The following is a 20,953-nucleotide window of genomic DNA, read 5'->3' as shown; positions in this document are numbered from 1 at the left end:
GCTCAGGGGCGGGGGATGTTGCGCAGATTCGCCCGAGCCAGGTCGAGCATCTTGCCGACGCCTCCGTCGAGCACCGTCCGGCCCGCGGCGAAGGCGAACCCCTTGATCTGGGCGGCCGAGATGTGCGGCGGTATGGAGAGCGCGTTGGGGTCGGTCACCAGGTCGACCAGGAACGGTCCGTCGTGGGCGAGCGCCCGTTTGAGCCCTTCGGGGACATCCCCGGGGTGCTCGATGCGGATCGACTCGATGCCCACGCTGCGGGCGATGGCCGCGAAGTCCACCGGCTCGTGGTCGGTCTCGTGCTCGGGCAGCCCTTCCACCAGCATCTCCAGCTTGACCATGCCGAGCGAGGAGTTGTTGAAGACGATCGTCTTCACCGGCAGATCGTGCAGCTTCACGGTGAGCAGTTCGCCCATCAGCATGCCCAGCCCACCGTCACCCGACATCGAGATCACCTGGCGCCCGGGGTCGGCGAACTGTGCGCCGATGGCGTGCGGCAGAGCGTTGGCCATCGTGCCGTGCACGAACGAACCGATCACCCGGCGCCGGCCGTTGGGGGTCAGATAGCGCGCTGCCCACACGTTGGACATGCCGGTGTCCACAGTGAACACCGCGTCTTCGGCGGCGAGTTCGTCCAGAACCGAGGCCGCGTACTCGGGGTGGATGGGGGTGTGCCGCTCGACGTCGTGGGTGTACGGGGAGACCACCGCCTCCAGCGAGCGGGCGTGTTTGCGCAGCATCCGGTGCAGAAAGCCGCGGTCCTCCTTCGCCTCGACCAACGGGAGCGCGGCCCGCAGCGTCTCCCGTACGTCACCGTGGACCCCGAGCTCCAGAACGGTGCGACGGCCGAGGCGGCCGGCATCGTGGTCGATCTGCACGCTTCGCGCTTGCGGCAGGAAGTCGTTGTACGGGAAGTCGGTACCGAGCAGGACCACCAGGTCGGCCTCGTGCATCGCGTCGAAGCAGGCGCCGTAGCCGAGCAGGCCGCTCATGCCGATGTCGTAGGCGTTGTCGAACTGGATCCACTCCTTGCCCCGCAAGCTGTGCCCGACGGGGGCGGCTGCCTTCTCGGCTAGCGTCATGACCTCGGCGTGGGCGTCCCGCACTCCCGCGCCGCAGAAGAGCATCACCTTCCGTGCCGCGTTGAGCTTGTCGGCCAGCTTCTGCACCTGTGCGGCCGGGGCGACGACCCGGCCGCGTTCGGTGACCAGGTGACCGGCACCCGTCGGGTTGACGGCCTTGTCGTGTGCGACATCGCCGGGTATCACCAGGACCGACACCCCGCTGTTGCCCAGAGCGCGCTGCATGGCGATCCGCAGAACCCGCGGCATCTGCCCGGGCGTGCTGATCATCTCGCAGTAGTCGCTGCAATCGGTGAACAGCCTTTCCGGGTGGGTCTCCTGGAAGAAGCCGGTGCCGATCTGGTGGGACGGGATGTGCGAGGCGATGGCGAGGACGGGTGCACCGGAACGGTGCGCGTCGTACAGGCCCTGGATCAGGTGCGTATTTCCGGGGCCGCAGCTTCCGGCGCACACCGCGAGTCTGCCGGTCAGCTGTGCCTCCGCCGCCGCGGCGAACGCGGCCGCCTCCTCGTTCCGTACGTGCACCCACTCGATGCCGTCCGTACGGCGCACCGCGTCGACCACCGAATTGAGGCTGTCGCCCACCACCCCGTAGATCCGCTCAACCCCCGCCTGGCGCAGGACGTCCACCATCTGCTGGGCCACGGTCTGATTCCGCATCGCCGGACTTCTCCCCTCGGACTGCACACCTGTGTTGTGTGACGATCGGCAGCCAATATAGTTGATACGTCTACTTCAAGGTGCCCGGGCGTCGCCGTGCCGGAGAGGGGGTGCGGCGGGGGCCGGATCGGCCGGGCCGTCGACGAGCATGGAGAAAGGGGGTTGATGCATGCACTGTGCGGATGCGTGCGAGCCTCGCGTTGCCGGGAGGTGTCGAGCGGGCCGCCGCGGAGATGCCGCTACTGACGGGCGTCGGCGCCCTCGTGGAGATGCCGCGGACTGCGGCTCGTCTCCACGGAGGGGGATGTCGACCGCTCCGGTGTCAGGCCTCCTTGACCGGGTGCCCGCTCATGATCGACACGCGGTTGAACGCGTTGATGCTGATGGCGACCCAGAGCACGGCCGAGATCTGCTCGTCGGTGAGATCGTCGCGTGCCGCGGCGGCCGCGCCGCCCCGAGCGGATCCGTTCAGGCTGGTCGTCTCCTCCGCCAGGGTCAGCGCGGCGCGCTCCGCGGCGGTGAAGACCTCGGCCTCGCGCCAGGCCGCCAGCAGCCCGAGACGCTGCGGGCTGTCCCCGGCCTCGAGCGCCGCGCGGGTGTGGGCGCGCAGGCAGTAGGCGCACCCGTTGATCTGGGAGACGCGCAGGTTGACCAGTTCCACCAGGGTGACCGGCAGGCCTGCGCGGGCGGCCGCCGCCCCGGCGGCCTGTGCGGTCCGTGCGAGAGCGCGGAACACTTCGGGGTCGAACTTGTCGATGAACACCTTCTTGGCGCGGCTCGATGCCGAGGTGATGGTCACGGTCTGCTCCCTGCGATCGAAGTAATGTTGAATAATAAACTATACGTCTGGAGAGTTGAGCATGAGCAACGTCGAACGTGAACCCGTCGGCAGGCACGGCACGCGGGTACCGGAGGCGACTGAACCCGCCCTCCACCGCGTTGAGATCCTGACACCGCGTGATGTTCCCCTGGGCGGCCCGCGGTCCATGAACGTGCGCCGCACCCTTCCTCAGCGGGCCCGCAGTTTCGTGGGCGCCTGGTGCTTCGTCGATCACTACGGACCCGACGACGTCGCACTGCGCGGCGGGATGGACCTCCCGCCGCATCCCCACACCGGCCTGCAGACGGTCACCTGGCTGTTCGACGGCGAGGTGGAGCACCGGGACAGTCTCGGCAGCCACGCCTATGTGCGCCCCGGCGAGATCAATCTGATGACGGGGGGGCGCGGCATCTGCCATTCCGAGGTCTCCACCGCTCGCACCACCGTCCTGCACGGCGTGCAGCTGTGGGTGGCGCTGCCGGACGAACACCGCGAGGCGGAAAGGGACTTTCAGCGGTACGTGCCGTCGCCGATCCGGAAGGACGGCGCCGAGATCAGGGTGTTCCTCGGCTCCCTGCTGGACGCGGTCTCGCCGGTGCACACCTTCACGCCGCTGCTCGGCGCCGAGCTGATCCTCGAGGCCGGCGCCTCCCTCACGCTGAGCGTCGACGCCACGTTCGAACACGGCCTCCTGGTGGACGAGGGAGACATCGAGCTCAACGGGACGGCGCTGAGCCCTGCCCAGCTCGGATTCCTGCGTCCGGGCAACGGTTCGCTGACTGTCCGCAACACATCTTCTGCCCGGGCCCGAGTCATCCTGCTGGGCGGTCCGCCTTTCGAGGAGGAGATCGTCATGTGGTGGAACTTCATCGGCCGCAGCCATGACGACATCGTGCGGGCCCGCAAGGACTGGGAGGAGGCGTCCGAACGCTTCGGCGCGGTGGAGGGGTACGCCGGTGACCGGCTGCCGGCCCCGGAACTGCCCAACGCGACGCTCGCGCCCCGCCGTAACCCGCCCACCTCCTGAAGCCACCGCCCGCGGGAGTCGTGTTCCCGCGGGCGGCCGACGCCGGCTCGGCACGCGCTACGCGAGAGGCCCGTCGTAGCGCATCCAGAAGTCGACGGCATCGGGGCGAGGCCGGGGGGCGACGGTGCTGCCGCCATCGAACCTCATCACCTTCTCGGCCTCCTCCCGCAGGGTGGGCCAGGCCGGCAGCCCCGGCCCGTTGGGATCTCCCGTACGTGCGAAGTTGATCCAGAACCCGCTCATCTGGTCACGCAGGGTGTGGTCGCGCCGCCCGTAGGCGGCGTGGCCGTCCTTGCCGAGGTTGTCGTACGCGTACATCACCTCCGCCCCGTGATAGGCGCCGAACTTCCGGAGACCGGCTTCGGGAGGGACGTGCGCGAAGTAGTAGGAGTAGACGTCCGCCTTCCCCGTACGCGTCTGCAAGGTCCCCCACTGGCGCATGGCCCGGGTCATGATCTTGTCGGTCTCGGCCCGGAGGAGGGAATCGAGCATCTGCGCCTCCGTGTCGCCGGGGTAGAGGCGGAGGAAGAGCTCCGCGTCCGCACCGTGTTCCTGACGCACCTTTTCCCGGTAGTCGCCCACGTCGGCGTCCGGGGGGCTCAGCAGGGCGAGGGAGGCCTCGTCCGCGTTGCTTCCGACGAGCATGGGCACATCCAGCTGATCGCCCGCGGCGTATATCTCCGCGGGAGTCCGGTCCAGAACCAGGCCGTCGACGGACGGCCGCCAGTGGCTCTTCAGCGACTTGGCCGCGTCCACCACCCGTTCCACGGGCATGCGGCGCATCTCTTCCACGGTGGCGCCCCCGAGCTTCTCGCTCAGGCGCCGCCCCGCCTCCTCGGCCGCCGGCCCGGTGTCGTACTGATCGCCCCGCTCGGTGTTCCCGCGCGTCCCCATGCAGGCTCCACCGCCGCCGATGATGCCGTCGACCAGACCCTTCGCGCGCGGTGTCGCCCCGAGGACGCACACGCTCTCGCCACCGGCGGACTGACCCGCGATCGTCACCCGGTCCGGGTCGCCGCCGAAGGCCGCGATGTTCTGACGGACCCACCGCAGAGCGGCGATCTGGTCGAGCACGCCGTAGTTGCCCGAGGCACCGGCCTCCGACTCCTCGGCCAGCGCGGGGTGCGACAGGAAGCCGAGCACCCCGAGCCGGTAGTTGATCGTGACGGCGATCGTCTCGCCTCTGGAGGCCAGCGACTCGCCGTCGTACAGCGGAAGGGCGCCGGAGCCGGTGGCGAATCCTCCGCCCGGTATGTAGACGATCACGGGGAGCTTCGCCGAGGCGGGCTTCCTGCTGCGCCAGATATTGAGGTAAAGACTGTCCTCGCTCACCGGATAGGGATTGAGGAGCGTGTTCTCCAAGGGAGCTTCCACCATCTGCGACAGTGCCCGGGTGAGGAAGGCGGAGGCCGGCTGAACGGGAACGTCGGAGAACCGGTCGGCGCTGAGCAGCCCCGCACGTGGTTCGGGGGGCTGCGGCGGACGCCAGCGTCGGTCTCCGACCGGGGGGCGGGCGTAGGGAACCCCGGCGAAGATCTCGACATCGCGCTCATCGTTGAGAACGCCCCTGACCGGCCCTTCTTGCGTCGGCACGATCCGGGACGGCCGGGGATCGGCGCCTCCCGCCACCCGGTTCTGCGGCGACGGATGGGCGAGGACTGCCGTGGTGCAGACGAACACCGCCGCCAGCAGCCACGCCCCCGCCTTGAGCAGAGCGGGACCTCGAAGCCACCAGCGCACGGTGAGAACGAGCGACCCCAGGGCGGCGGCTACGAGCGCCCACCCCCACCACGGGCTCCGGTTGAGCCAGGAGATCACGGAGACGACAACGGTCAGAAGAGCGAAGGACACCCACGTCCACGGAGACCGTCCCGGACTGCGCTGACCGCGCCGACCGCGCGCCGATTCTTCGCGGGCGGTCCGAGCGGTGCCGGTCGTATGCCGCTCTTTTCGCGTTCCCACCACTGTCTCTTCCTTCGTCTCACTCCCTTCGGTCCGCCCGTCGGGTGCACTCGTTCTTCCAGCTCCACCGGAACGGCGCCACGGTGTTGAGGACACCGACGCCGACCCGCGGCCGACACAAGCTTCTCCTCGCCCCGCAGCGGCTGATCAGCCGCTGCGGGGCGAGGAGAAGGGAGCCGGTGTCGCGGCCGTCGACAGGCCCTAGCCGAGGAAGGCGCGAAGGGCCGCGTTGACCTCGTCGGCATGCGTCCAGAGCAGCCCGTGCGGGGCGCCCTCGACCTCCACGTACTGCGCCTCGGGCAGCTCACGGCGGAAACGCCGGGCGGTCGCGTCGATGGGCAGGATCTGGTCGGCCGTTCCGTGCAGGATGAGGGCCGGCTTACCGCTGTCGCGGACCGCCTCGACATCGGCGCGGAAGTCCTCGATCCAGGCGGGAACGACCGCGTAGGCCGCCACGGGCGCGCTCGACGTCGCGACGTTCCAGCTCGCGGTCACGGCCTCCTGGGTGATACGGCTGCCGAGGTTCTCGTCGAGGTTGTAGAAGTTGGCGAAGAACTGGGTGTACCAGGCGTACCGGTCACCCTTCGCCGCTTCCGCGATTCCGTCGAACACCTCTTGCGGCACCCCGTCGGGGTTGTCGTCGCGGGCGACGAGGAACGGTTCCAGCGAGGCCAGGAACGCCAGCTTCGCGACTCGCTCGTGCCCGTACCGCGAGACGTAGCGAGCAAGCTCGCCCGTGCCCATCGAGAAGCCGACGAGAACGACATCGCGGAGATCGAGATCTTCCAGCAGGGCGTTCAGGTCGGCGGCGAACGTGTCGTAGTCGTATCCCGTACCGGCCTTCGACGACCGGCCGAAGCCGCGACGGTCGTAGGTGATGACGCGGTATCCGGCCTCCAGCAGGTCCCGGGTCTGCCGCTCCCAGCTGTGACCGTTCAACGGATACCCGTGGATCAGCACGACGGGCTGACCTGTTCCCTGGTCCTCGTAGTACAGCTCGATCGGCGTGCTGTTCTCACTGCCGACGGTGATGTACCCCATGTTCTTCTCCCTTTCCGAGATGGACGAACGTGCTGGCCGAACGATGTCCCCGCGTCAGACCATCGGATTGCCGCTGACGGTCCGGTCCGCCTCGACGTACGGCTGGACGACGTCCCAGTGCTCGACGACGCGGCCGTTCTCGAAGCGGAAGATGTCGACGATCGCCGCGTCACCGTCGGGATGCCAGCCGCTCACCCGGCTGTGCGCGATGACGAAGTCGCCGTCCTCGAACACCCGCTCGGGATTCCAGCGGAAGCCCTCCAGCGTCGGCACCGCGGCGCGGAGTCCGTCCAGCCCGTTGGGCAGGTTGGGGCTGTGCTGGATGTACGGCTCGGCCCAGTAGCGGTCCAGAGCGGTCACATCCTTGTCGTGGAAAAGCTCCCGCATGGCTGTGAGCAGGGTTTCCTTGTTCGACATACCTGGACTCCTTGAAGGTTCCGGTCGGCCGGTACAGCCGACCGGCGAGGGCCACGACTGAATACGGCGTCATGCCGGAGAACGAGAATGGCCTACGGGTGAATTCCCACGATCTCGACGTCGACCGTTCCGGTGTGGACCGTAGGCCAACATTCTGCCGCTGGTCACCGTGAACGTCGTTCGCGTGTCGGATTCGTTGGCCGGCCTCACCCGCAATGCGCCGGGGTATGCCGCGAGCGTCTTGCCGGAGAGCTGACGTGCGGCACGACTAGATTCCTCTTGCGAGGGTAGTCATAGAGGTGAGTTGAACTCGCAACTCACTGATGGACCCAATAATACGAAGGCTTCGCTGTTTGGCAAGCCGGGAGAGCCGGAGGAGGTGGCGGACCGATTGTCCGATCTCGCGTCGCCGCAGCCCGGCGGACAGGACCGACTCCTTCCCTCGGCTGAATCCGGCGACGTCGCGACGCCCCGGGCGGCAGGGGAGCAGCGGGAGAACTGGCAGTCGTTGGTGATTCTCGCGCACCTGGTCGAAGCCGAACTGGAGCGGAAGACGCAGTGCGACGCAGGCATCGCGCACAGCCACTTCAAGATTCTTGCGCTGCTCGCGGGTGCGGACCGGTGCACGATGGGACTCACCCGCCTGGGTCGCGCCCTGCGGTTTCACAAGAGCCGGCTCTCCCACGCACTCCGCTCGCTGGAGGCGGCCGGTCTGCTCCGTCGCGAGGACACCCCCGACAAGGGCCGCGCCTATCAGGCCGTCCTCACGCGACGCGGTCTCGACCTCGTGGAACGAGTGCTGCCACTGCAGGACGTCTTCGCCCGCGATGTCGTGCTCTCGGGCCTCACCGCGACCGAGATCGCGCAACTGCGCACGCTCGCCGAGAAGATCATCGCCAACCTGGACGCCGACAGGAGTGGCCAGGCCTTCCGGCACGGACCGGTATCTAGTTGACACGTCAAGTGTCGGTGCTAGTGTACGGCGGCATGCGCAAGCCGTCCCATGAACAGCGAAGCCGAGGCCGGACTCGGCGCACTGTCGACGCCCGAGGGGAGCATGGTCGGTCAAGTCGTGCGAGGTGATCGCAGGAATCGACGACGAAAATTTCTCCTGTCTGCACACGGGAGACACATTTCCCAAAGTTACGGGGCAGGGTCCGGTTCGGCGTGGAGGGTGAACAGGGCCGTCCCAGGGTTTTGCAGGCCCGGATCCAGGGAATCTCGGGCCACGACGTCGGTCAATTCCGGAACGAGTTGTGGCACATCGTCAAGACGCCTCCGGACCCGCCTTCCGGAAGGCTTTTCTTTTCCTGTGCGGAGACCCTGGAAGCGGAGTAGGAGTCGCAGTCCTCGCGCACTGCCTGCTATCAGGCTGCCGTGCCGGATACGAACAAGGCCGGACACGAAGAAGTCGGCTCTCGGGGGCCGACAGCACCGAATACCCGGAAGGACCACCTCGATGAACGCTCCCGTGATCGAAAAGCCCGACTTCAGCGGGCTGAGCGCGATGTACATCAACTGCACCCTGAAACGCTCTCCCGAGCGCAGCCACACCCAGGGTGTGATCGACCGCAGCGTGGCCATCATGGAGGCGAACGGAGTCAGCGTGGACCAGATCCGCGCCGTCGACCACGACATCGCCACCGGTGTCCGCCCGGACATGACCGAACACGGCTGGGACACCGACGAGTGGCCCGCGCTCCTTCAGCGGATCCTCGCCGCCGACATCCTCGTCATCGGCGGATCGATCTGGCTCGGAGACAACAGCTCGGTGACCCGCCGCGTGATCGAACGGCTCTACGGCTACTCCGGCGTGCTCAACGAGCAGGGGCAGTACGCCTACTACGGACGTGTCGGCGGCTGCCTGATCACCGGCAACGAGGACGGCCTCAAGCACTGCGCCATGAGCGTCCTCTACAGCCTGCAGCACATCGGCTTCGCCGTCCCGCCCCAGGCCGACGCCGGCTGGCTCGGCGAGGTCGGCCCGGGCCCCTCCTACCTCGACGAGGGATCCGGCGGGCCCGAGAACGACTTCGCCAACCGGAACATCTCGTTCATGACGTACAACCTCCTCCACCTCGCGTCGATGATCCGTGACACCGGTGGCTTTCCTGCCTACGGCAACCAGCGCTCGGCCTGGGACGCCGGCTGCCGCCCCGACTACGCCAACCCCGAATACCGCTGACCCGCTTGCAGGCGCTACCGAGGATGTGAGCTGCGATGACCGCACCGGCTGCCACGAACTGGCCGAGCCTGAGAGTCTCCGACTGGACCGCGACCCGCGACACCCTGCACATGTGGACCCAGATCGTGGGCAAGATCCGCATGGCCCACGCACCACTGGTCAACCACTGGTGGCAGGTGACCTTGTACGTCAGCCCCCGCGGGCTGACGACATCGACCATCCCGTACCGCTCCGGGGCGTTCGAGATCGAATTCGACTTCGTCGGTCACCGGCTCGAAGTCCGCAGCAGCGACGGCGGTGTGCGCGGCTTTCCGCTCCGGCCCATGGCGGTGGCCGAGTTCTACGCCCAGGTCCGGCACACGCTCGACGCGCTCGGGATCGAGGCCCCGATCCATCCGCACCCCAACGAGGTCGAGCCGGCGATCCCCTTCGCCGAGGACCACGACCACGCCTCCTACGACGGTGAGGCGGCGACCCTGTTCTGGCGACAACTGCTGCAGGCGAACCGGGTCATGGGAGAGTTCCGGTCGCACTTCGTGGGCAAGGTCAGCCCGGTGCACTTCTTCTGGGGAGCGATGGATCTCGCCTGCACCCGCTTCTCCGGGAGGGTGGCTCCTCCACACCCCGGCGGCGCACCCAACTGCGGGGACTGGGTCATGGTCGAGGGCTACTCCCGGGAGCTTTCCAGCTGCGGATTCTGGCCCGGCGGCGGCGAGGAAGGAGCCTTCTACGCGTACGCCTACCCCGAACCCGAAGGGTTCGCCGATCGGCAGGTCGGTCCCGAAAGCGCCTACTTCAGCCCCGAGTTCAAGCAGTTCCTGCTGCCCTACGAGGCCGTCCGCTCCGCGCCCGACCCCGACCGTGCGGTCGCCGAGTTCCTGCACACCACCTACGAGGCCGCCGCGGTGCTCGGGGAGTGGGACCGCGCCGCGTTGGAAGACGACCCCTTCCGGTGGGACGGAACCTCCACGCCCCGCTGGTCGCCCAAGTAGCCCGTCGCAAGCTCCGGCTGCTGACATTTGTCATGCGTGGCGATGACAGCTGTCACCGCGAGGCGTGACAGCTCGCCCTGCCGCACGGGCATGAGCAGGGCGATCCTGGACTCATGACTCAGAACGTGATGGAGGCCGGGAAGGCGCGGCGCATGTTCGCCGGTGGGTGCGAGGCCGTTCGCAGTGTCTCCTTCCCGGCCGCACGCGGCCGACTGCGCGCCCTGCTCGGTACGGACAGGGCGGGCAGGAGCTCGACCGCCGAGCTCCACCAAGAGCTCCGGGCGCGCTGACGGGAGCCGGCCCGGGTGCTCCTCGGCGACGCCGATGCGCTGTTCCTCGAGGAACCGGAAATCGGCCAATACGCCGAAGGACGCGATGAAGACCGGGAGTTGGATCGCGACCTCCGCGACGAAGCCGCGAGGCTCTGCTCGCCACGCACGATGCTCTGCTGGCCGGGCCGAGGACATGGCCGACCGGCTCGCCGGGCATCACCGCGTACGAGGCCGTGGGCCGGCAGGCGGCCCTGCTGATCGCCCCGGCTCCCTTCGCCGTGCCGCGCGCCATGGTGGTGCCGATACGGTTCTTCGCCCGCGTGTACCGGGTCGCGAAGCCCATCGGGGCGGCCTTTCCGGCCGCGGTGGGCGAGCAAAGGGCACGGAAGCACGGCTCGCGGTGGCCGAGGAACGACTGCGGTGCGGACACGATCCGCGCGAAGTGATGGGAAGGAACCTCACGGTGAAAGCGCTCGAGCGCGAGCCGGCCGGTATGAGCGACGGGGGCGGGGCCGAGCCGGACGCGCGGCCGCTCACCGACGACGGACACTCCGTCCTGTTCACGATGGCCGCCATGCTGTCCCTGGAGGACGACATGACGGTCGTCTCCAGCCTGAACGGACGCCTGACCCCCATGGAGGGCTCCCGGGACGCGGAGCTCGGTGAGCCGGACGCCTCCGGGCCGACGGCGCCGGTGTCGCTGGGGGAGGGCGGGTGAGCGGCGAGGGCCAGGAGGCTCGGGCCGCTCAGCAGCGGCCTCACCACCCCTGCTCGCCGATGACGAGCAGCGGCGGTGAGGTGATCATGCCTCCTTGATGGTCCCGACGAAGTTGTAGAGGGTGCCGTCGACGGTGACGTTGGAGTACACCGTGGCGTTCGCGAAGTCCTCCACATGCGTCACGGTGGCGCCACTGGCCTCGGTCCAGGAATTGAGGTACAGACCCTCGCGGATTTCCTTGAGATCCAGCTCGACGGTCTCGGCGTGGCCGTCGGGTGCGAGCCCTCCACCCTGCTCAACGACGAAACTGCCCTGGGAAGGCGAGTCGAACGTGAAGTTCACCTTGAGCGGCCCCAGTTCGAACCTGTAGCTCTTGCCGACCAACGGATGGGTCATGGCGTTTCCTTCTCTTGGGTGCCGGGGGATCCGACTGGCGAGGTGAACATTCGGATGGCGGTGGGTGGAGCCATCTGACTGCCTGGGCTCATGCGCGGTCGCTGGTAACTGACGGCAATCACAGGTTGCCGGACCTCGGGGGAGCGGTACTGACCACTCTGCCGCTCAGGTCGGCGCATCGCCCGCCGTGGGGCTGTCAGGCCGACTGCGGACTCCCCGCCAGGTCGCTGACGTGCGGATACTCCGCCGCCGGCCCACCTCTTTGTTGACGTATAAACCATAAAATGGCAGAGTTGATGTGTCAACTTAATTGCAGGAGGGTGGCGAGACACCCAAGGGGGCTGTGATCGGCCGGATCTACCCCCAAGGGCGGGCCTCGACCTCGCCTCGCAGCGGCGTGCGATCTGGCGCTGAGCCCACGTAAGCGTTGAAGGAAGGCCCACGATGGATGCTTCGCCAATCGAGTTCGGAATCGACAGCTTCGGAGACCTGCCCCGCAACGACCGGGGCGCGATCGTCTCGCACGCGGAGGCGATCCGCGCCGCAGTGGCCGAAGCGGTCCTCGCCGACGAGGTCGGGATCGACGTGGTCGCGCTGGGCGAGCACCACCTGCCCGAGTTCGCCATCTCCAGCCCCGAGACCGTGCTCGCCGGTATCGCGACCGTCACGAAGCGCATCCGGCTCGCGTCGGGCGTGACGGTGTTGTCCTCGGACGACCCGGTGCGGGTGTTCCAGCGGTTCGCCACGGTCGACGCGCTGTCCGGCGGACGGGCCGAGGTGATCCTCGGACGCGGCTCGTTCACCGAGTCGTTCCCGCTGTTCGGGTACGACCTGAAGGACTACGAGGTGTTGTTCGAGGAGAAGATCGACCTTTTCCACCGGCTCCTGGACGAGACGCCGGTCACCTGGGAAGGAACCACACGCCCCGCCCTGCACGCCGCTGACGTGTACCCGAAGACCGAATCGGGACGCCTCAACACCTGGGTGGGCGTCGGCGGGACGCCGCAGTCCGTGATCCGCACGGCACAGTACGGATTCCGGCTCATGCTCGCCATCATCGGCGGCGCTCCCGACCGGTTCGCTCCCTACGTGGATCTGTACCGGCGGGCGAGCGAGGAGTTCGGCACGACCGCACGGCCGGTCGGGCTGCACTCGCCCGGCTTCATCGCCTCCACCGACGCGGAGGCCAAGGAACTCTTCTACCCCGGGTACAAAGAGACACGGGACCGGATCGGGGCGCTGCGCGGCTGGCCGCCGCTCCGCCGGGAGGAATTCAACACCGAGGTGGACCACGGGTCGCTGTACGTCGGTTCGGTCGAGACGGTCGCGACCAAGATCGCGCACGCCGTCCGGGTGCTGGACGCGGGCCGATTCGACTTGATCTATTCCGCCGCCGGCACCGTTTCGGCGTCGGCCCGGCTTCGGGTGGTCGAGCTGTACGGTACCCAGGTCATCCCCCGGGTCCGCGAGCTTCTGGCTGAACAGCCCGCGGCCACGGCCGGAGCGAAGCGATGAGCATCGGGATTCTGGGGGCCGGGAAGATCGGCACCGTACTGGCGCGTCGGGCAGGCGCTGCCGGATATCGGGTCCTGATCTCCGGGTCCGGCGACCCCGCCAAGATCGTGCTGACCACCAAGGTTCTCACCCCGGGGGCGACGGCCGTATGGCCGGCCCAGGCCGCGGAGGCCGCCGACGTGGTGATCCTCGCTCTTCCGCTCGGCAGACACCGAGAGCTCCCGGTGCCCGAACTGGCGGGGAAGCTGGTCATCGACGCGATGAACCACTGGTGGGAGGTCGATGGTCCGCGCGACGCGATCCTCCCGCCGGAGGCCTCATCGAGCGAGGCCGTGCAGGCGTTCCTGAAGGGCGCCCGCGTCGTGAAGGCCTTCAACCACATGGGCTACCACGACCTCGAGGGCGAGGCGCGTGCGGCAGGTACCCCCGGGCGCAAGGCGATCGCGATCGCCGGCCGGCTGCCCGACGACCTCGCCACCGTGTCCGCGCTGGTCGACACGTTCGGATTCGATCCGCTGATCATCGGCGACCTCGCAGAGGGTATCCGGCTCGAACCCGGAACACCCGCCTTCGGCGCCAACGTCGACGCCGCTCAACTCCGAGTCCTTACCGAGACCCCCGCTCAGGCAGGACTCGTCGAGCACTCCTAGACCGAAAGCACCTGAGTTGGATCGCGATGTACCGATCCAGCCGTGATCTCCTCCCAGGAGAAGACATTCATATGACCCGAGAAATAGCCGAAGAAGCCGGCGCTTCCGTGGTAGTCAGGGTCGATATCAATCCGTCGATCAGTTCCTACTCCCTCCGTCGTGCGGATGAAAGCGTTGTCGGCACGGCGGACTTCGTGATCTCTCCCGGCGAATACGAAGAGCGGATATTCTTCCGCACCGAAATATATCCAGATGCCCGCGAACGCGGCCTGGAGAGGCTGCTGATGCAAGAAATCCTGAGCAGCAGCATCGACGAAAATTGCACCGTCGTGCCGTTGTGCCCGCTGCTGGCTCACCATCTACGTCTGCACGGAAAGGAGTTCGTCGGGGAAGGTGGTGCCTTCCGCGAGCCCCTGCCCGACGACATCAGACTGATCACGCGTGCCGCGCGAAGCGAGGCGCAGGGCTGCGGATCCGATGCGTCGCTGATGCGGCGGCAGGGTTATCCGGCAACGTCGAAGTTGCCGTTTTCCACGAAGGGGGACGAATGCGGTCGATCATTCCCGACTATCTGACCGAGGTATTGGGCGCTGTTCAGCCGGACACGTCCGGAGAACTGGCGGGATACATACCCGAGCTCGCCGCAGCGGACCCCGACCGCCTCAGTGCGGCCTTCGCCATGATTGACGGAGAGGTCTACGGTGCCGGTGACATCGACACCGAATTCACGATTCAATCGATCTCCAAGCCGTTCGTGTACGCGCTGGCATTGGCGGATCGCGGTTTCGACCCCGTGATCGCCAAGGTCGGTGTCGAGCCGTCCGGAGAGGCGTTCAACGAGATCTCCCTCGAAAGCGACACCGGTCGCCCGCGCAATCCGATGATCAACGCCGGCGCGATCACCGTCCACTCCCTGGCCGGCGCGGAGGGTCTGAACGCGACCGAGCGGGTGGAACGTGTGGTCGACGGCCTCTCGGCCTTCGCCGGACGTCGGCTGGGAACGGATGAGGCCGTATACGCGTCGGAGATGAAACACGCTCACCGGAACCTCGCCATCGCGCACATGCTCCGCAGCCACCACATCCTCGTCGAGGACGCGAGGGCCGTCGTCGACGGCTATACCCGCCAGTGTTCCGTGCTCGTCAGCACACGTGATCTGGCCATCATGGCCGCGACGCTGGCGAACCGCGGGACGAACCCTCTCTCGGGCGAGCAGGTGGTCCCGGAACCGGTGGTACGCCAGGTGCTGAGCGTCATGTTGAGCTGCGGAATGTATGACGCGGCAGGCGACTGGGGCACCCAGGTCGGCATCCCCGCGAAGAGCGGGGTCGCCGGGGGCCTGATCGGCGCACTGCCCGGACAGATCGGCATGGCCGCGTTCTCACCGCGACTGGACAACCACGGAAACAGCGTTCGCGGGGTGTCATTGTTCGAACGATTCTCATCGGACATGGGTCTGCATGTGATGGAGGTCCCCGCCACCGCCCGCGCGGCTTTGCGGACCAACCATGTCATCGGCAGCGGACCGGACGCCCTCCGGGCTCTTCACCTGCAGGGCGGCATCGGCTTCGCCGGAGCCGAGAGGATCATCCGGGAGACCGTGGGCACCTCGTACCCGGAAACCGGGGTGGCTCTGGACCTCACCCGGGTCCATTCGATCGATGACGTGGCCCGGCGCATGCTGCTGGAATTCGCGCGTCGGCTGACACTCGACGGCCACGAGGTCTACTTGGTCGACCCGGAATCGATCATGCCCGACCCCGATCCGGGCGATGGCGGACGAGTGACCGTCGTGGACAGCCTGGACAAGGCCGTGGCCGCGCAGCAGGGCATGTCCCGGGACAGGAGCCGACTGCGGGGGAGGGGCTCGTCGATGTAGTGAGCGCAACAGCAGCGGTGCCGTCGCGTCGGTGAGCAGTCCGGTTGGACGGCTCCTGGCGGGCCATCGCCAGTGGGAGACCTCGGCCGGGGCTCCGGATCGACGCCCCCGGGGCAAGTGGCAGCAAGATCCTGTCGGCCGTCCGCAGCCCGTCGTCGCAGATCCGGCAGAGCTGCTCCACATACCTGACTGCGAGGCCAGAACTTCTTGTGAGAGGCGCCACAAGCCGCAATTCATGAATATCGCCAATGGTGCGAGCAGACCAGCATGTTCTGGGCCATCACCGGCGACGGCCGCGTCAGCGGTATGGAGGACGTGCCGATGGCCTCGATACGCTTGGCCCATGAACGCAACACCGCGCTGGCTGACCCCGGAGCAGCAGGCCGCCTGGGATGGCTTCATCCGCATGCAGGAGAAGCTCATCGGACGTCTTTCCCGCTACGTCCAGGCTGACTCCAGCATGTCCGCGGCCGACTTCATCGTGCTGGCCAAGCTCACCGAGGCCGGTGGGCGGATGCGCTTCATGGACCTCACCAAACTGGTGGAGTGGGAGAAGAGCCGCATGTCCCACCAGGTGGCGCGGATGGCGAAGCGCGGCCTGGTGACCAAGGAGGACTGCCCCGACGACGGACGCGGGTCCTTCATCGTCGCCACCCCGGCCGGCTATCAGGCGATCGAAGGCGCCGCACCCGTTCACGTCGAGCATGTCCGCCGACTGTTCATCGACGCCCTCACCAAGGAGGAGCTGGACACGCTCACCAAGATTTCGAGCCGCGTCGTCGCTCACCTGGAGGCGCAGCCCGACTGAGGCGCTCGGCCGGGGAGACCTGCCCCTCACGGCGAGCGCCGCCGCCATGCTACGGACAGGCGCCTTGCCGGAGGCGGTGCCGGCGGAACGTCCTGCCCCGCCGTGGAAACCCTGAAGACTGGCAATGATCATGCTGGATACGCTGGCTCGTCACGACCGAGCTGGAGGCGCCGGGATGAGCCAGTACTTCGACATGGGCGACGAGACGCTGTGGAACCCGTCCAACGGGGCGTCACGCATGTTTCAGCGTCAAGCAGCCGTCTTCGAGGCGGAGCTGGCACTCCCATCGGGCATCGGACCGATGGAGAACGACGAGTGCCAGATCAGCCCCGACACCTTCGAGACCTTCGTCAACGCCCTTCTGACGAGGCACCGAAGAACGAGCCACACCGTCTGGCTCGCACTCTCCGAAGGCTTCGTCGCCACCACGCTGGTTCTCGCGGAGCGAGCCGGGGTCGAAGTGAACTGGGCACAACACGAAGCCACTCCGGAAGCCCCGTTCGAGGACGTGCAGGTTTCCGCCGCGACAGGGATGTCGGCTCCGGCCGAACACGAGGTCTGGGCCGCGGACCTGCGTGAGAAGGCACGGGAACTGGCACGACGCATGCCTCGCTGACGAGGAGGGGCGGATGTGTTGTTTGTTCAATGAGCTTTTTCAGAGTGGCCACTGATCGGGTGACGGGCCGGCGTCCGCAACGCACGAGGCTCCCGTGCCGTTGAGAGAGGTGCTAGACATCCCAACTCATCAACACAGGAGCCTCATCGCCGACCCTGCAGGCAAACTGCTGTGGATCTCATCCGCGCTACCTGGCCGCACCCACGACCTGACCGCGGCCCGAACCCACCGAATCATCCGGATCTGCGAACGCCAGGGCGTCCCCATCCTCGCCGACCGCGCCTACATCGGAGCCGGCCCCTGGGTGACCACACCGTTCAGACGGCTCCCGAACAGGGACCTCACCACGACCCGGCGAACGGTCAATCGGGCCCTGTCGGCAGCACGGGCACCGGTCGAACGAAGCATCGCAAGGCTGAAGTCCTGGCAGATCTTCCGCCGGGCCCGCTGCAGCCCCAACCGCATGACCATCATCGCCGCAGCCATCCTCCTCACCCTGGAACGTCGACGCCGATGAATCTCATGGCCGTTCCAGGGGCCGTCATCCAGTCGGGAACCGCCTCACGACCAGACAAGCCGACCTTCGGCGAACCGGCTGACACGGGAGCTTCCACCGGCGATCCTCGTCAGCGTCTCCGCCACGGAGTCGAAATACTGGGCCATCGATTCGTACTCGCCCGTGACCGTGGGGCCACCCACGAACCAGCTGCCGACACGCCCGTCCCGCACATCGATGAACTTCCCCATCCAGCCGTCCTGGTCCGACAGGAACGGGATCCACTCGTTACGCCAGAACGGGTAGTCCGGCTGGTCCGGAGGGTCGAATCCGCCGGGCACGAAGCGGTTCGCGTAGAGCTTCTCCATCGCCCGGATGCCCAGAAAGAAGCTCCCCTCGTCGGGGAACCCGTCGAAGCCGCAGCATTGCACTTCGTCGTCGAAATCTTCCTCCGGCAGATCGAGATTGTTCTGCAACAGCCACGTCCGCAGATCCCCATGCAGGGAGATCCCCATCCGTTCCTCGGCTGCCGCGAGCATCTGCTCCGTAGCGGGCCCGGGCAGATCCGCGTGATCGGCCGGCGCGTGCTCCCGCAGGAGACTCATCACACGCGGCCAACTCTCAGCCACACTCATCGCCCTCTCTCCTCTCTACAGGGATTTCTCCGTCCGACTACGCCACTGCGGAGGTCGGGAAGTGCCGGCCGGACAACCTTGCAGGGATGGTACGTCGGGCATACGTTCGATCTATCTCCGCGACGTCTTCCGTCCCGAAGCGCAGAGCCAGCCCCTCAGCGAAGTGGCCGCCCGCGACTTCTCACAGACAACCCACCGTGCCCGGCGGGTCCAGCCGAGGTGCTTCCAGGACTGAAGCGAGGACCACGGCGTCACCCCCGCGGCCAGGACGATCCGACCATCCGCCGCCCTCGGCAACGGCGTCCCGGCCAGGGCCTGACGCAGCCGGGCGATATGGATCCGCCCCTGGTCGAGGCCGTCGTAAAGAGCCCCGTGCCCGCGACGGTGTTCCGGCGCGAGGCCAGGTCGACGAGCGTCCGCACCGGCCCGTCCGTGCACAACAGCGCGTCGCACAACTTGAACAGGGCGTCGCCCCGTGTGGTCGGACACGCGTACAACTCTGTCCGGAGGGAGGACACTTCCGCGCATGCATCCCGCAGGACGTCCTGACACCCGAAACTCACGACCACGGCCTTCGTGCTGGTTCCTCTGCTTCTGTGGCGGAGCACAGGATCAGACGAAGGCCGTTTTCACGTCTGCTCAACTGCGAGAACGCTGGTCAAGTTCGAGTCGCGTTCGGCGCTGGACCTCAAATGACAAGCTCAGCGCGGACTACGACGGCTACAGCCACGTGTCCTCGATCGGCTGGGGCTGCCTGACCCCGGCCCGGTACGTCTCACCCTTGTCAGCGGTACCACGAACTCAACGGAAGAGCGTCCCGGAAACGACATCCTGAAAGCGTAGAAACGTGACGCCAGGATTTCCGAAGCAGGACATCAGGTCCACGGCTGTGAGCTGCGGTCTAAGACCGAGGACGGCATGTTCTGTTCCGCCCAGACCACCTTGCCGGTGACCGTGCGGGACGAGCCCCAGCGGCGGCACAGCATGTTGATGAGCTGAAGCCCCCGCCCGCCTTCGTCACTGAGGTCCGCGTGTTGGATCTGGGGCAGGTCGGGGCCGGTGTCCGACACCTCCACTACGAGGCGTTCCCCGCGCAGCAGCCGCAGCTCGCCGGGGCCGTTCCCGTAGCGCAGTGCGTTGCCGACCAGTTCGGAGACGACCAGCTCGGAGACGTCGGCGAGTTCCCCGAGACCCCACGCGGCGAGTTGGCCGGTGACGAGACCACGGGCGGCCGAGGCGGCCCGGCCGTCCTGCGGCAGCTCCCACACCCGCAGCTCCCCAGCCGGGAGTGCGGCACTCGTGGTGACGAGGAGTACCGCCTCGTCGAACCGGGCGGCGGCGGCCGGGGCACGTTCCACCAGACCGCCCTTCGCCAGAGACCCGGGCGGCAGGCTCAGCGCCGCCGTACGCAGCCGTTCCAATTGGGCGTCCACGTCCTCGTCCCGGGACTTGGTCAAGCCGTCCGTGTACATGACCAGGTGGGCGCCGTCCGGGACGCGCAGCCGCAGAGGGTCGTACGGAATCACGCCCGCCCCCAGCGGCGCGCCGGTCGGCACCGGGACGAAGTCGGCGGCACCCTGCCCGTCGAGGAGCAGCGGCGGCAGGTGCCCGGCGCTCGCCAGCGTGTAGGAGGAGTCGGCGGGGTCGTAGACCGCGCACAGACAGGTGGAGACCTGCTCGTCCTCCAGATCGCGGGTGGCCAGGTCGAGCCGCGCGAGGATCCGCTCGGGGGCCATGTCCAGGGTCATCAGCGTGCGGGCCACCGTCCGCAGGCGCCCCATGGTGGCGGCGGCTGGCAGCCCGTGCCCCATCACGTCGCCCACCATCAGGGCCGTCCGCCCCCCGGGCAGGGCCATCACGTCGTACCAGTCCCCGCCCACGCCGTGATGCGCCGCCGCGGGCGCGTACTCGGAGTGCACCAGCAGACCAGGCGTCGCCGGGGTGACGCGCGGCAGCAAGGAGCGCTGCAACGAGACGACCTGCTCCCGCTCCCGCCCGTACAGACGCGCGTTGTCGATGAAGACCGCCGCCCTGGAGGCGAGCTGCTCCGCCAGCGCCAGATCGGTGCTGGAGAACGGCGGGGTTCCTCGGCCGCGCACGAAGTCGGCGCTGCCGAGCAGCAGCCCACGGGCGATCAAGGGCACAGCCAGGTAGCTGTGCACACCGGCGGCACGCAACTGTGCGGCCGCGCTCGCGGTGGGCGCGACGCGGATGAAGTCGTCGTCGCGCATCCTGCTCAGCAGCACCGGCTTGCCCTGCCGGAGGACGTACCGGTGGAGCAGCGTCTCGTGCGGCTGCTTGGCATGCACGAAGATCTCACCCACCGGGGTCGGCTCCAGGTTGGAGAGCTCCTCGATGGCGCACAGCGCCGTGGCCCGCATCTGCGGAATGCCGGGCTCGGTCTTCCGGGAGCCCACGTCACCCCGCAGGACACTCTCGAGGATGTCCACGGCCGCCCCGTCGGCGAAACGGGGCACGGTGAACTCGGCGAGTTCTTGTGCGGTGCGCTCCAGGTCCAGGGTCGTGCCGATGCGGGAACTGGCGGAATTCAGCCAGGCAAGACGGCTGCGGGTGGTGAACCGGTCTGGCGGCAGGACGCCTCTGTTCCGGCGGAACCACACGTTCGCGCCTGCCGAGCGTCGCCCGGCGGAGCCCCGGCTCGGCAGGCGCCGTCTACCACTGCCGGCGTTCACTCTTCCGCCTCCCCATAGGACTCGACGCCTCTTGGTGCCCAGTGTGCACCGGAAGCGGCCGCGAGGCTCTGTCGATGACGAGGGGGTTT

Annotated in this window: 21 protein-coding genes and 2 pseudogenes; 14 read left to right on the top strand and 9 right to left on the bottom strand. The window is 67.8% G+C overall.

The genetic code is table 11. The features are described from left to right. Window positions 1-2: 2 nt before the first annotated feature. Window positions 3-1,742 (bottom strand): pyruvate dehydrogenase, encoded by a 1,740-nt coding sequence (locus AC0VY3_RS18080; protein ID WP_475550032.1) that lies wholly within the window; start codon window positions 1,740-1,742, stop codon window positions 3-5. 322 nt (window positions 1,743-2,064) lie between these two features. Next, the gene (locus tag AC0VY3_RS18075; protein ID WP_475550031.1) at window positions 2,065-2,541 is read right to left on the bottom strand and encodes a carboxymuconolactone decarboxylase family protein; all 477 of its coding nucleotides are present in this window, start codon (window positions 2,539-2,541) and stop codon (window positions 2,065-2,067) included. Between the two features lie 61 nt (window positions 2,542-2,602). Between AC0VY3_RS18075 and AC0VY3_RS18070 the strand changes: the two genes are divergently transcribed. After that, window positions 2,603-3,589, top strand: a complete 987-nt coding sequence (locus AC0VY3_RS18070) for a pirin family protein (RefSeq protein WP_103512640.1) — start codon at window positions 2,603-2,605, stop codon at window positions 3,587-3,589. Window positions 3,590-3,646: 57 nt separating this feature from the next. On the opposite strand, the gene AC0VY3_RS18065 is transcribed toward AC0VY3_RS18070, so the two are convergent. From AC0VY3_RS18065 to AC0VY3_RS18055, 3 genes are all read right to left on the bottom strand, one after another. Beyond that, entirely contained in the window at window positions 3,647-5,440 is a 1,794-nt protein-coding gene (locus tag AC0VY3_RS18065; RefSeq protein WP_475550030.1) for a carboxylesterase family protein, read from the bottom strand. A gap of 312 nt (window positions 5,441-5,752) precedes the next feature. Beyond that, a complete protein-coding gene (locus AC0VY3_RS18060; RefSeq protein ID WP_103512641.1) occupies window positions 5,753-6,592 on the bottom strand; it encodes an alpha/beta fold hydrolase in 840 nt (279 codons plus the stop codon). 54 nt (window positions 6,593-6,646) lie between these two features. Continuing rightward, window positions 6,647-7,009, bottom strand: a complete 363-nt coding sequence (locus AC0VY3_RS18055; protein ID WP_030089380.1) for a nuclear transport factor 2 family protein — start codon at window positions 7,007-7,009, stop codon at window positions 6,647-6,649. Window positions 7,010-7,313: 304 nt separating this feature from the next. Between AC0VY3_RS18055 and AC0VY3_RS18050 the strand changes: the two genes are divergently transcribed. The 6 genes from AC0VY3_RS18050 to AC0VY3_RS18025 all read left to right on the top strand — a co-directional run bounded on the left by AC0VY3_RS18050 (window position 7,314) and on the right by AC0VY3_RS18025 (window position 11,176). After that, a complete protein-coding gene (locus AC0VY3_RS18050; protein WP_146065971.1) occupies window positions 7,314-7,964 on the top strand; it encodes a MarR family winged helix-turn-helix transcriptional regulator in 651 nt (216 codons plus the stop codon). Between the two features lie 504 nt (window positions 7,965-8,468). Next, window positions 8,469-9,194 (top strand): flavodoxin family protein, encoded by a 726-nt coding sequence (locus tag AC0VY3_RS18045; protein WP_242738058.1) that lies wholly within the window; start codon window positions 8,469-8,471, stop codon window positions 9,192-9,194. A gap of 35 nt (window positions 9,195-9,229) precedes the next feature. Continuing rightward, complete coding sequence (locus AC0VY3_RS18040) at window positions 9,230-10,186, top strand: DUF5996 family protein (protein ID WP_103512644.1); 957 nt, start codon at window positions 9,230-9,232, stop codon at window positions 10,184-10,186. 113 nt (window positions 10,187-10,299) lie between these two features. Next, window positions 10,300-10,476, top strand: a complete 177-nt coding sequence (locus AC0VY3_RS18035) for a hypothetical protein (RefSeq protein ID WP_475550029.1) — start codon at window positions 10,300-10,302, stop codon at window positions 10,474-10,476. Window positions 10,477-10,691: 215 nt separating this feature from the next. Further along, on the top strand, window positions 10,692-10,904 hold the full coding sequence (locus AC0VY3_RS18030; protein WP_103512645.1) for a hypothetical protein: 213 nt from the start codon (window positions 10,692-10,694) through the stop codon (window positions 10,902-10,904). Window positions 10,905-10,921: 17 nt separating this feature from the next. Beyond that, entirely contained in the window at window positions 10,922-11,176 is a 255-nt protein-coding gene (locus tag AC0VY3_RS18025; protein ID WP_258047425.1) for a hypothetical protein, read from the top strand. An 84-nt stretch (window positions 11,177-11,260) separates the two neighbouring features. Here the strand turns inward: AC0VY3_RS18025 and AC0VY3_RS18020 are convergent, their stop codons facing one another. Beyond that, window positions 11,261-11,572: a MoaF-related domain-containing protein gene (locus AC0VY3_RS18020; RefSeq protein ID WP_103512646.1), complete on the bottom strand. Its 312-nt coding sequence runs from the start codon at window positions 11,570-11,572 to the stop codon at window positions 11,261-11,263. A 444-nt stretch (window positions 11,573-12,016) separates the two neighbouring features. Here AC0VY3_RS18020 and AC0VY3_RS18015 point away from each other — a divergent pair, with 444 nt between their 5' ends. The 7 genes and pseudogenes from AC0VY3_RS18015 to AC0VY3_RS17985 form a co-directional block, all read left to right on the top strand. Then, on the top strand, window positions 12,017-13,087 hold the full coding sequence (locus tag AC0VY3_RS18015; protein WP_475550028.1) for an LLM class flavin-dependent oxidoreductase: 1,071 nt from the start codon (window positions 12,017-12,019) through the stop codon (window positions 13,085-13,087). After that, complete coding sequence (locus AC0VY3_RS18010; protein WP_475550027.1) at window positions 13,084-13,737, top strand: NADPH-dependent F420 reductase; 654 nt, start codon at window positions 13,084-13,086, stop codon at window positions 13,735-13,737. Before AC0VY3_RS18015 ends, AC0VY3_RS18010 begins: the two co-directional genes overlap by 4 nt. Window positions 13,738-13,808: 71 nt before the next feature. Further along, window positions 13,809-14,312: an N-acetyltransferase gene (locus AC0VY3_RS18005; protein WP_181011112.1), complete on the top strand. Its 504-nt coding sequence runs from the start codon at window positions 13,809-13,811 to the stop codon at window positions 14,310-14,312. Then, on the top strand, window positions 14,285-15,616 hold the full coding sequence (locus AC0VY3_RS18000; protein ID WP_475550026.1) for a glutaminase: 1,332 nt from the start codon (window positions 14,285-14,287) through the stop codon (window positions 15,614-15,616). The genes AC0VY3_RS18005 and AC0VY3_RS18000 overlap by 28 nt, the downstream gene beginning before the upstream one ends. A gap of 343 nt (window positions 15,617-15,959) precedes the next feature. Further along, window positions 15,960-16,424: a MarR family winged helix-turn-helix transcriptional regulator gene (locus AC0VY3_RS17995; protein WP_475550025.1), complete on the top strand. Its 465-nt coding sequence runs from the start codon at window positions 15,960-15,962 to the stop codon at window positions 16,422-16,424. Between the two features lie 124 nt (window positions 16,425-16,548). Next, a complete protein-coding gene (locus AC0VY3_RS17990; protein ID WP_475550024.1) occupies window positions 16,549-17,040 on the top strand; it encodes a DUF6086 family protein in 492 nt (163 codons plus the stop codon). A 148-nt stretch (window positions 17,041-17,188) separates the two neighbouring features. Next, window positions 17,189-17,557: pseudogene (locus tag AC0VY3_RS17985) on the top strand (transposase family protein); the annotation flags it as partial. A gap of 44 nt (window positions 17,558-17,601) precedes the next feature. On the opposite strand, the gene AC0VY3_RS17980 reads toward AC0VY3_RS17985, so the two are convergent. From AC0VY3_RS17980 to AC0VY3_RS17970, 3 genes and pseudogenes are all read right to left on the bottom strand, one after another. After that, window positions 17,602-18,171 carry an SMI1/KNR4 family protein gene (locus AC0VY3_RS17980; protein ID WP_475550023.1) on the bottom strand — a complete coding sequence of 190 codons (570 nt, stop codon included), beginning with the start codon at window positions 18,169-18,171 and terminating at the stop codon, window positions 17,602-17,604. A gap of 243 nt (window positions 18,172-18,414) precedes the next feature. Next, window positions 18,415-18,710: pseudogene (locus AC0VY3_RS17975) on the bottom strand (transposase); the annotation flags it as partial. A gap of 336 nt (window positions 18,711-19,046) precedes the next feature. Beyond that, window positions 19,047-20,864, bottom strand: a complete 1,818-nt coding sequence (locus AC0VY3_RS17970) for an ATP-binding SpoIIE family protein phosphatase (RefSeq protein WP_103512653.1) — start codon at window positions 20,862-20,864, stop codon at window positions 19,047-19,049. Window positions 20,865-20,953 lie beyond the last annotated feature (89 nt).

The sequence above is a fragment of the Streptomyces sp. iso_384 genome, assembly GCF_056172905.1.
The sequence above is the reverse complement of the archived record's forward strand: the minus strand, read 5'-3'. Positions and strand labels throughout refer to the sequence as shown.

What these genes read in the sequence shown, in the direction of transcription:
- AC0VY3_RS18080 (WP_475550032.1), bottom strand. Translation starts at nt 1,742, where the DNA reads ATGCGGAATCAGACCGTGGCCCAGCAGATGGTGGACGTCCTGCGCCAG.
- AC0VY3_RS18070 (WP_103512640.1), top strand. Translation starts at nt 2,603, where the DNA reads ATGAGCAACGTCGAACGTGAACCCGTCGGCAGGCACGGCACGCGGGTA.
- AC0VY3_RS18060 (WP_103512641.1), bottom strand. Translation starts at nt 6,592, where the DNA reads ATGGGGTACATCACCGTCGGCAGTGAGAACAGCACGCCGATCGAGCTG.
- AC0VY3_RS18055 (WP_030089380.1), bottom strand. Translation starts at nt 7,009, where the DNA reads ATGTCGAACAAGGAAACCCTGCTCACAGCCATGCGGGAGCTTTTCCAC.
- AC0VY3_RS18045 (WP_242738058.1), top strand. Translation starts at nt 8,469, where the DNA reads ATGAACGCTCCCGTGATCGAAAAGCCCGACTTCAGCGGGCTGAGCGCG.
- AC0VY3_RS18040 (WP_103512644.1), top strand. Translation starts at nt 9,230, where the DNA reads ATGACCGCACCGGCTGCCACGAACTGGCCGAGCCTGAGAGTCTCCGAC.
- AC0VY3_RS18035 (WP_475550029.1), top strand. Translation starts at nt 10,300, where the DNA reads ATGACTCAGAACGTGATGGAGGCCGGGAAGGCGCGGCGCATGTTCGCC.
- AC0VY3_RS18020 (WP_103512646.1), bottom strand. Translation starts at nt 11,572, where the DNA reads ATGACCCATCCGTTGGTCGGCAAGAGCTACAGGTTCGAACTGGGGCCG.
- AC0VY3_RS18015 (WP_475550028.1), top strand. Translation starts at nt 12,017, where the DNA reads ATGGATGCTTCGCCAATCGAGTTCGGAATCGACAGCTTCGGAGACCTG.
- AC0VY3_RS18010 (WP_475550027.1), top strand. Translation starts at nt 13,084, where the DNA reads ATGAGCATCGGGATTCTGGGGGCCGGGAAGATCGGCACCGTACTGGCG.
- AC0VY3_RS18005 (WP_181011112.1), top strand. Translation starts at nt 13,809, where the DNA reads ATGACCCGAGAAATAGCCGAAGAAGCCGGCGCTTCCGTGGTAGTCAGG.
- AC0VY3_RS18000 (WP_475550026.1), top strand. Translation starts at nt 14,285, where the DNA reads ATGCGGTCGATCATTCCCGACTATCTGACCGAGGTATTGGGCGCTGTT.
- AC0VY3_RS17995 (WP_475550025.1), top strand. Translation starts at nt 15,960, where the DNA reads ATGAACGCAACACCGCGCTGGCTGACCCCGGAGCAGCAGGCCGCCTGG.
- AC0VY3_RS17990 (WP_475550024.1), top strand. Translation starts at nt 16,549, where the DNA reads ATGATCATGCTGGATACGCTGGCTCGTCACGACCGAGCTGGAGGCGCC.
- AC0VY3_RS17980 (WP_475550023.1), bottom strand. Translation starts at nt 18,171, where the DNA reads ATGAGTGTGGCTGAGAGTTGGCCGCGTGTGATGAGTCTCCTGCGGGAG.